The sequence below is a fragment of the Mucilaginibacter gilvus genome (assembly GCF_004054195.1).
Taxonomy (GTDB): Bacteria; Bacteroidota; Bacteroidia; order Sphingobacteriales; family Sphingobacteriaceae; genus Mucilaginibacter; species Mucilaginibacter gilvus.
In genome coordinates this window covers 16,268-27,548 of sequence record NZ_SBIW01000010.1, presented here as the reverse complement: position 1 = coordinate 27,548, position 11,281 = coordinate 16,268, and the positions used below count along the sequence as shown (strand labels likewise).

General features: G+C 47.4%; 3 protein-coding genes. All 3 read left to right on the top strand.

What is annotated here, in order from left to right:
- Nucleotides 1–79 precede the first annotated feature (79 nt).
- The 3 genes from EPL05_RS19395 to EPL05_RS19385 are packed head-to-tail and all read left to right on the top strand — an operon-like array spanning nt 80 to nt 11,264.
- Nucleotides 80–1,921, top strand: coding sequence for a hypothetical protein (locus tag EPL05_RS19395; RefSeq protein WP_128535656.1), 1,842 nt, complete (start codon nt 80–82; stop codon nt 1,919–1,921).
- 6 nt (nt 1,922–1,927) lie between these two features.
- On the top strand, nt 1,928–2,716 hold the full coding sequence (locus tag EPL05_RS19390) for a hypothetical protein (RefSeq protein ID WP_128535655.1): 789 nt from the start codon (nt 1,928–1,930) through the stop codon (nt 2,714–2,716).
- Nucleotides 2,717–2,723: 7 nt separating this feature from the next.
- A complete protein-coding gene (locus EPL05_RS19385) occupies nt 2,724–11,264 on the top strand; it encodes an RHS repeat-associated core domain-containing protein (RefSeq protein ID WP_128535654.1) in 8,541 nt (2,846 codons plus the stop codon).
- Nucleotides 11,265–11,281: the final 17 nt, after the last annotated feature.

Genomic DNA, 11,281 nt, shown 5'->3' with positions numbered 1-11,281 from the left:
AACCACTTTTAATAACTAACTTTGAAAACGCTTTTACAGCTCTCGCTGCTATCGTTCGCCAGCTAATCGCCTGGTCACTTTGCCACGGAATCAGGTGGTCAACATCCCCGGAATATCAACTCCTGATATCCATGTGATCAAAAATCCCACGACTATTAACATGGGAATCATCGGCGGCGGCGCGATTCAATCAACCAATTCCGGTACCTACCTGATGAACAATACCTATAGCCCCGCGCATACCTTTGTAACCGGGGACCACGGGGGCGGCACGCGGATAACCAGCTCCTATTTTGATATATCGCTTACCCGTGCCAGTATTATGGACAATACTAACGTGCTGATCAGCCCTTCCAATACTAATGTAATGGGCGCATACGGTACTTTTTATGCGCCGGAAACCAAAGTTTACTGGATCGGATTCGATTCCAGCATCAAGATGTCCTTTTTCTTTGATTGCCAAACGGTGCCAATGAGTTTTGAATCGCATAACGATGCCGATAAGTTTGGGTGGAACATCATCCCCATCACTTTGACACAAGGTGTGCATACTGTCAAAATAGAACTGACTTACGCAGGTTATACACCTTCCTCGGGTAGCTCTGTGGGAGGTGGGGTAGAAATATACAATAATACCATTACCCAGTTGCAAAATGCGGGGAGTACAGGTACGGGTATCAATACAATCTGGACATCCAAAAGCCTTGCTTTCTTACCTTCTGTCCAATCTTATGTAAAGATCAGCGGACAACCGACAGTTTATAACCTGATCTATAATGACCCGGAACAGTCACCCTATACGCCTTGCGACGCAGCCCCGCTCTACCGTAACCCCTATCTTTTCGGGTTTGCCGGCAACTGGCGCCCTTACCAGACCATGGTTTTTGAACAAAAAAGAGTTTACACGAATGTGATCAATCCGGCCACAACGGTACTTAATTTAAGCACCGCGGGTCATCTTAATAACTTTTATAGTTATTGGCTACCTGCCGCCGGCCAAAACAAATGGGCCGAAAATAAATCCGTGCCCGTAACCTCATGGGTGATGGCTAATAAGGTCATGTTATATGATCGTTACGGGCAAGAGAGTGAAAATAAAGACGCGCTCGGCCGCTATAGCTCAGCAAAATTCGACTTTAACGGTGAATTGCCCGGCGCGGTGGCTAACAACAGCAAAAGCAGGGAAATATATGAGAACAGCTTTGAGGATGCGCAGATTTCGGGCGTCCCGTCAGCCTATTTGGAACAGCCGCCCGGCCGTGATTTTACGTATTATGCCGGTTCAAAATCCATTGGCAAATTAAGCCAGCAGAACATTTCGCACACCGGATTAACCAGCGCTTTGTTGCCAAACGATTCGGTTACCCTGGTCACTCAGCTGGATAACAGCGAACATAAAAGCGGGGAATACCTCGATATTGACGAAAACCGGCAATACATCAAAGCCGCACGCAGGGGCTTATATCCGGATGGCTTCGTGCCTCAACCCAACCGGGAATACCTGTTCAGCGCCTGGATAAAGGACGGGGATGTGACGAGCCTGACTTCTAAATTGAAATTTTACATGAATGGTATTAACCAGCCTTTAACCTGCAAGGCCCTTGTAGAAGACTGGAAACTGGTGGAATGTAAATTTAAAACGCCTGCATCCGTTCCAGGCACAGTACTGAACCTAAGCATGGTTCCTGACGCCGGTGCGACGGTTTATATCGACGACATGAGGATGCACCCTAATGAGGCGCATATGAAAACCTACGTTTATGATCCTACCACCTTCAGGTTGATGGCTGAACTGGACGAAAACGGCTTTGCGACCCTATATGAGTATGATAGCGAAGGGCTGCTGATCCGGGTGAAAAAGGAAACGGAACGGGGAGTGATGACGATTAAGGAAAGCCGGTCATCGAAAAAGAAAGGATAAATTAGCATGAAAAAAAATATTTTATATATAAAAATTGCTGTTTTCACGCTGCTGTTTTCAGCTACTGCGGTTGCATTGGCGCTGCAGGTCGGGCATAGGCAAGCGGCTGTGAAAACGCTAAAGCTACATACTTCCAAACCCAAAAAGTTGAAATATGACGCTGCTTTGCTGGATACACTGGTCAGGGTTGCGGCGCAGTTGGATCTCAATGCACACCCTTTAACTTATGTTTGCGAACTCATGATTTCTGATGGAGCTGACACAGCTACAGGGCCCATCCGACAGCGGTTGCTTTTATGTAAAAACGGGGACGACTGTTATTACAAACTGGATGACACCGAAACCCTTAACGCCGGAGGGTTTTACGTTTATATCGACCATGAGCAAAAACGCATATTGTTGAGCCGGCAAAGGGGGATCCAGGCGCCCGTCATGGGGGTATTAAACGACATAAAGACCCGCATGCAAGCGGAGAATTACCAGCTAGTGAGTTCTGTTAAAGGCAATACGAGAACCCTGACTTTATTAAACGAAAAACATATTTCCTGCAAGGCCTATGGTATTACTTACAATACCCTGACCAGGAAGATAACATCGGTCAATGTAAGATTGTCAAATCCCGGTCAACCCGAAAATACACTCATGGATAAAACCATCGGCATGAATTTTATCAGTTGGCCGGCCCAAGCTTCACCGATTAAATTTTTGAGCCCCGGGGATGTTTTTACGAATACTGCGGGAACCATACAACTGACCGATAAATACAAAGACTACGAACTGGTAAATAATTTATAAGGCCTTCATGATATATAGAATAAAACTGGCTGCTATTTTACTCACTGCACTGCTATTTTTGCATGTGGCGGATTGTTTCGCAAAGATCGACAATTTTCCGAATGCCCTGTCCGGTCCTTTTTCAGGTACAGGTGCAACTTTCACCTTGAAAGACGATCAGTACGGGAAATCTATATTCAGCAGTATAATTTACCGTTCCGTAACCGGGGATGTTTCTTTGCGCGTGGATGACACCAAGCTTATAACGCATGATTTTACCTACAAGGTTGGCGTTAAACTTACTTGTTACAGCAATACCGGCCCTTCGGTGGATATCAATACCGTACTGCAGGTGACATATAAGGTAGGTGCGGGGCTGACTTACCAGGGCGTCTCTTCGTATTCGTTCTCAAATTTTTACCAGGTGATGGTCACCGTAATGTCCGAAGGTGTGATCAATCCCGCAACAGATCAGCGGCCCGAACCGGGAACGGTTAAACTCAGCGGCAATATCACGGTAGACAGGACTTTTCCATTTACGACATCGGCCCCCGTGCTCTTTACCACAACTGCGGTCAACTCGAAACATCAGCTTCCTTTGTCATGGGCGATGTCGGGCAATGCAGGCCTCGGTGCGGAAGAATATGACCTGGAATGGACAACCGTAAGCGCGGGAGACGTAAATGCAGTTGTAGCCGGTAACCTGATCACAAATCCAACCAGTGTGTCCGCAGCGCAGCTTGCCTCCCTGTTCAGGAATAATGCGTCCCGGATTACGATGACGGGTACAGAAGATACGATAGCCATGTCTTTCAATGACGATTATCTTGTAGCGCGCGTCAGGCAGGTACAGTATGCCGGTTCAGGCATACGAGTGCTCGGTGACTGGAATTATAAATTTGCAAGCGGCGCATATGCCACCTGGAACATCTTATCCGAGTGGCATGCGAGCACCCTGAACTGGCAATACAGTGCGTCCTATGCCGAAGATGGTAAAAAGCAGGAAATGATTAGTTACTTTGATGGAACCTTACGAAACAGGCAAACGGTGACGATCAATAATTCCGACTACGTACCCGTGGTCGCAGAGACCGTGTATGACTTGTTCGGCAGGCCATCCGCCAGTATTATGCCCGCTCCTGTAAAAGACCCGACGGCAGGCGGGCCGTACCTGCACTATTTTGATAACTTAAATCGACGGTTCAATACAACACTGCCCTACGATTATACAGATCTGGGCAACAATACCGCTTGCGAAGCCGCGCCGGCGGCTTTAAATACTTCATCCGGCACTTCAAGGTATTATTCACCTCAAAGTGACTTCATCAATTATAAAAGTTTCGGGAAATATGTCCCGGATGCCGAGGGTTACCCGCTTTCGGTAACACAATATATGGCGGATAACACGGGCAGGGTGAAGCTCCAGGGCGGGCTTGGGCTTGCCTTCCAGCCGGGGGCGAGTAATCCCAGCAATACGACGAGGTATATTTACGGTAAGCCCGAACAATGGGAACTTGACCAATTGTTCGGCAGCGAGGCTGGTTACGCGGAACATTATAGTAAAAATACCGTGATCGATCCCAATAACCAGATCAGCATCAGTTACCTGAATGCCAGCGGCAAAACAGTGGCAACAGCACTGACAGGCGGAACACCGGCCGGGATGGATTCACTGACATCCAAGACGGCAAAAAAACTCAAAACCACAACGCTTTTACGGCCTGACCAATTTGTATTTGACAATTCTGGCTTAAAACTCCGAGGTACGACTTCCTATGTGGTTACTACCACCGGTCCCGATACCATACGTTATGATATGCAAAGGCTTGTATACACCTATTCCTTGAACAATCAGAATGTGTGTACCAATTGTTATTACGATCTTAATATCCGTGTTGCCAATGCCTGTAACCGAAGCCTCACGCTTGATACCCTGAGTATACCTGTCGGCATTGAATCAACTGCAGATTCCTGCAAAACTTATCCGGTTTACGCGGACAGAATCCCGTTGAATTTTACGGCTTTGGGCGAATACTATATCACGTTTGAGTTTAAACTGAATAAAAATGTCGTAGAGCGGTATGTGGACCGCTTCGTGAAACTGGGTCAGCAAAAAGGCATGATCAGTACGGAAATGAGCTTAATTCAGCCTTACCTCAATCTCATTGATTTCACTTCCCTTACAGCGGATTGCCGGACGGCAAGGGCATCCCTGGGCACTAAAGCAGCGTTCACGCAAATGATCACCGCAAAGCTTTTAGCGAATGACGTGAATATGGGAGCCTTTACGCATGCAGATTCGGTCGCATTTAACGGCTGGGTAAGCAGTAAATATGACATGCTCTATACCCAGGCCGGCGCTGATTGCGACTTGTCGCCCTGCGCGGAAAAAGAATCAGCGATGTTAAGAGATGTTTCACCCGGCGGTCAGTATGCCCTGTTCGATCAAAACGGCCTGCCTTTGGAAACGGGCAGCAATATCCTATATGACAACTGGCGGGTTGCTTTTCCTGTGTTACCCGCTACGGACGCGCTATACATTGCCAATTCATTTACGAACGAAAACGGGACGATCATTTCCGCCAATGATGCGAACACCAGCCTGGCCGATCTTGTCAAATATTGGAAACCTGAATGGGCGCAGTATTTCCTTTCGTTTCACCCGGAACTTTGTAAACTGGAATTTTGCTACAATAACAGTAGCGCCAAAAACTGGGATGAGCACGTCAAGCAGATCATCAATAAAGCAGCTGACATCCCCAATATACCTCACTCAACCGGTACCCCGGCTTACAACTACAGTAACGGGGCGTGGCTATTAGCTTTTGATACCTGGTTCTCAACCGGAGCCGGGAGCCCTTACTTCGGCCGGATGCAGGCCCAATTGAATAACTTCACCCAAAAAGGGCTTAATCTGCCGGCCCAGCCGGCCAAAAGCCTAACCCAGTTTGTCGATCAGTCCCTGTATTGCACCGGTGCCTGGGGTAGTTGCGATTTTGTGGCCTGCCGTGTACCGGATCGCGACTGGGCCAGCTACAAAAAATACTATTTCGAATTAAAAGATAAGTTTTATTCGCTTCTAAGAGACAGCACGACCTGCGCAAATAGTTGCGCTGTCGGTACACCGTACACACCGCATAATCCGGTCAACACCTGCGCCACACCGGATGAGTTCTCCATTAGAGGGATAGAGAAAGGTGACCCGGCGGCGATTGGATTTACGAGCGACACAGCTATTTACCGTCCGGTATTAATTACATATGAGCGGCAGGTCCTGAAGTCGAATGCCTGGCTGTATTTTTCAGTTCCGCAGGCCTATTCCGGCAGCGTACTTTATGAAATGGCGTTTCCAACCACTGCTAAATCTATTGTACTCGCCATTCCAAAAGTGATGCCGGTGAGCGCTCTTGGTATCAAATTGGTGAATTGTACCAATATCGACCCGCCGGTCTATACACCCGTACAACCCTCGGCACCCAGTGCGACCATTCAGCGCCCGACACCGACAACCTTCACTTGTATCTATCTCTATTCTGATTTTTACATTAGTTCTTTCAATTATAATTATCATGATGCGGTGACGAATTCTGATGGCGTTTTAGTTACTATTAAAGTAAAGCCTGGTGTTAAAGTATGTACCCGCAACGGCATGGTAGCGACGGTCAACACAAGGGCGAGTTCCATGAATAGTTTCAACGTCAACATAGATGCCAATAGCTACAGCGGAACCGCATTTCTGGTGAACCCTCCCGCAAACCAGGGTGCAGAGCAGCCAACTATAAGCGGCGGTACTCAATACACGCCATTCGTTGGGGGCCGGGTAACTTCCTGTTCCATGCCGCTGCCGGCAAATAACGGCTGTAATGCCAATTATGCCGTTAAAAGCTCCAGGTTTGATAGGGCAACCAACTTAATTGCCTTTCCGACCGACAGCGCTTCAGCGGTTACAACTTCCACTGCTGACTTGAGAGCAGGCATCAAAGGGAATTGCGAAAGCTACGCCGATAACTGGATGGATGCACTAGCAGAAGGTCTGACCGGCAAACCCCAGTCCGTTATCGATTCTTTAAGGGCCCGACTGATCAGGTTTTGCGCCAATAATGGCGATGCCAATCACCCCTTCGGCGCAAGCAGCTTTAAGGGAGGTGGCAGCAATCCGGATGCGCCATATACCAGTTTTGGCGATATCATCAAGGCAACCGTATCGATCACCAACTTCACACCAACCATGAATCCCTGGCTGCTGGTCGGGACGAACCCTTATAACGTGGGCACCCAGTTCACCGATAGGTATATATCCCAAAGCAGTCAAAAAATAGTAGATACACTGGCCAAATTTGTATTAGCAAAAAACGCGGCCGGTTTTTCCGGCAGTCTTTATCAGTACCTGGTCAATACCTACGGCAGCGCGATGACTTTGACATCCGGCCAGTTGGATACGCTAAATGCCGCCAGCGCCAGTTGTAATTTTGTACTAAAAAAAGACATTAAATTACCTGTGTTTTTGCAACCCGGCTTACGAGGGTGTATCAGCTACTCCGAATACCAGGCAGCCATTACCGATCTGCAAAGCAAGATTCCCTTATTTACTTCAGCCAGCGCTAATTATGATATTATCCTGACCAATTTTATGAACCAGCGGTTTGGTTTCGCACTTTCCTATTCAGATTTTACGGCTTACGAGAATAGCCATCCCGGCCTCCTTTGTAACGCGCCGCCCAATACCGACTATGCAGAGGACCCATACAATGGGGTCACTGCTGGCATATCGGTCGCTGTATCATCGGGCAAAGCGCAGTATATTGATTACATATTAGTACAGCGAAACCAGTTCCGGCTTAATTACATCAGCATCTGTACTGCCGCGCAGTCTCATGTGACCAATACTGCGCTGACTCAGAATTATCATTTTAGCCTTTATTACTACGACCAGGCAGATAATCTCATTCGTACAGTACCGCCTGAAGGAGTAGTCGTACTCAGCGACACACAGGTAGGCCAGGTGCAGCAGATCAGGGCAGGCGGTGACGTTGGCGGGTGCACCACAGCATTTACAGGTCCTTCCGTTATGGCGGACCCTAACTATGCTTTCGGCCGCGTGGGAACTATGGTTGCATCCGGCACTAATGGTGCCATAGAATTCTGGCTTTACAATACTGACAACAATGGTAACCAATTGTCAAAAATAACTGCCGATGGTAATTATCAATTCCAGCTTAATATCCGCAGCGGCACTTTAGGATTTGACGTCTATTACAACCCGGCATTTGGCTCCTTCGCTAATGTAAACCGCGTTACGGTAAGCCTCAGCAATATACCTCCTTTACAGGTTTGGACACATGTTGTGGTTCAGGCAAGTAATTTTTTAACCGGCGAACTTTCGGTCTATGTCAACGGCGTAAAAGCGCCGGTGGTGTCCAATGCTTTACCGCAGGCCTTTCCTGAGAATCTCTTGCGTATCAAGCATATGCGTGTTTTTTCTCACTTGCTTCTGCCGGCCGAGATCCAGGTAAATGCCGCAAACCCATGCTTTATGCCCGTTAACCATGACGGGTACTGGGCCAGGTTTAACCTGCCGCCACCCGGCAGCGAAACCACGGTAGGTGGTGCGAATAGCATCAAAGAAACAAAACTAAGCGGCATATATCCTACCCATTTGATACCGACCAGTTACGTTTACAATGCAACCAACCAGGTCATCCGGCAAACCAGCCCGGATGGCGGGACCGGTACATTTTGGTACGATACCAAAAGCCGGCTTATCGCCTCCCAAAACGCCAAACAATTGCCTGGCAAATATTTCAGCTACACGAAATATGATGTTTTAGGCCGGATCCAGGAGGTAGGGCAAAAAAAGATCGATGTTTCCGGTTTGCCCGCCGATGATTATGTGAATGATTTAGCAGCTGCCAGTTTCTTTAACAACACTTCCGGTAACGAGCAGATCGTACAAACATATTACGATGATGTTTACCCCACCAGTACTGCTGGTCTGCCTGCAGCGCCTGTGCAAACTAACCTGCGCAAGCGGGTAGCTGCCAGTACTTATACCCAAATATTTGGTGGCCCTGTCTTGCAAGCCACCTATTATAATTATGACCTGGACGGCAACGTGAAAACGCTTTACCAGCGCATCAGCGGGCTGGAGCTTAAACAGATCGATTACGAATATGACCTGATCAGCGGAAAGGTGAATTTTGTAAAATACCAGGCGGTTCCCGGCGCAAAAGATAGATTCTTTTACAAATATATTTACGATTCCGAGAATCGCATCAGAGAAGCCTGGAGCGGTACCGCTGCGATCCTGTCGCCTATTGGTAAAAGCGATATTTTGCCGGGTAACCAAAAAAAGGACGCCCATTATTATTACTATCTGCATGGCCCCCTGGCGCGGGTGGAATTGGGCGATGTTAATGGACTTGTACAAGGGATGGATTATGCTTACACCCTGCAAGGCTGGCTCAAAGGCGTTAACAACCAAACCGCCGGGGCGGGCGAAGATATTGGCAATGACGGGCTTACCGGGAATATTCATCAATACGTGGCTAAAGATGCTTTTGCTTATTCCCTGGGCTATTATACAAACGATTATAAACCGATAGGCGGCACCGGGTCTACCGCATTGTCCTTGAAGTATGCCCATAACGGCGCAGAAAAAGCCGGTCAGAACCTGTACAACGGGAACATCAGCAATGCGACCATGTCCCTGAGTAAATTAACTGACGCGACCGTAGGTTACACGTACCATTACGACCAGTTGAACCGGCTAAAAACCATGTTCCAGCATACCAATATTGCCGGCAGTACCTGGGATCAGTCGAAAATTACGCCGAATTGGAATTACGCTGAGTTTTTTACATACGATGGTAACGGCAATATACTAACCCTTAACCGCCACGGAGCCTCGCCAACTGCGCCGACCATCGATTCGCTCAGATATAATTATTCCAAAAACGTAAGCGGTAAATTGCTGCATAACCGGCTGAGCTACATCAGCGAAAGCGTCTCCAACAGCCTGTACACCGGCGACATCGAGGGGCAGAGCAGCGGCAATTATGTATACGATGCCATCGGTAACCTCATCAAAGACACCAAATCCTTTGTTAACACCATAGACTGGTCCGTGTACGGAAAGATACAAAAGATGAACACCGCCTACAGCGGCGACATATTTTATAATTACGATGTGGCCGCCAACCGCGTAAGCAAGGTAGCTGAAGGGAAAACCACCTGGTACGTACGGGACGCCCAGGGCAATACCCTTGCCGTTTATGATAACGCAGGCACCACCATCAACTGGCGCGAACAACACCTTTACGGCAGCAGCCGTTTAGGGATCTGGACGCCCAACCTCAACATCGGTACCACCGGCACCATTGCCGAAGACACCACCTACGGCATAGCCGGCCGCAAATTCTATGAATTAAATAATCACCTGGGTAACGTGATGGCCACCATCAGCGACCGGCGCTGGCAGAGCCCCGGTGTTACCCCGCAATTATATATGCCCGACGTGATCAGCCAGCAGGACTATTACGCCTTCGGCATGCTGCAACCCGGCCGACAGTACACCGCAACCGGAGCCGGCACATACCGCTACGGGTTTAACGGTAAAGAGAATGATAATGAAGTAAAAAAAGATGCCAGCGCGACACATGCCAATATTATAGGTGCCCAGCAGGATTATGGGATGCGGATTTACGATCCGAGGCTAGGGAGGTTTTTGAGTGTGGATCCGTTAAATAAGAATTATCCATGGTATACTCCTTATCAATTTGCGGGAAATAGTCCAACGGCACATATCGATCTGGATGGAATGGAGGAAATTCAACCTAGTATTTATAATCTCCCGATGATTAAAGTTCCCGCAAATTATAAATCCGTCAGTGGAAGAATTGTAAAAACGACCTATACAATTCACGGATACCCGAGGAATTATCTTTACTTTTGGGATAAAATTATAGAAAACAACCCGAAAGCTCTGGATGCGTCCAATATTTATAGGGTGCAACGGCTCGGTTTGGCACCTAAAGTTACCCCCGCTTTAAGAGAACATCTACGCTCCAACGGGTTTGATGTGACCGGACTTGTTGATGGAGAGCCACTTATCCATCACCATATAAATGGGCAATCAAATGCAGTGGTGATAGGCGAAGCCAACCATCGACTTATACCGACTGAAAGAACAGGGTTTAGATTTTCTGGGCGTGGTACGTTAAATGGGCTTAGATCGGCAGGTACTTTATTAGATTTTGCTGGTTTAATGTTGGATTTTTTTAGTGACGACCCGCACGCAAGCAATATGTTAATAACTGCTGGTTCAAAAATAAATACATTATATTTTGATATAAATAGTAATGCATACTATAAAATAACTAATGCGAGCTCTACCAAAAATGCAGTAGGCGACATTGTGTCTAAAACCATTACTTTTGACTACTATAGCGATTATGATTATGATTATGAAAAAGGTAAGTATGTAGGAATTGACAAACAAGGCACAAGGACTGAGACTTATGATGTTAAAAGTGAAAAAACCACTTCAACTTACGGATCGGTTGAGAACTAATGTATAAGAAATTAGTT

Bases quoted from the DNA above. Each gene is read 5' to 3' on its own strand.
- EPL05_RS19390 (WP_128535655.1), top strand. From the start codon at position 1,928: ATGAAAAAAAATATTTTATATATAAAAATTGCTGTTTTCACGCTGCTG.
- EPL05_RS19385 (WP_128535654.1), top strand. From the start codon at position 2,724: ATGATATATAGAATAAAACTGGCTGCTATTTTACTCACTGCACTGCTA.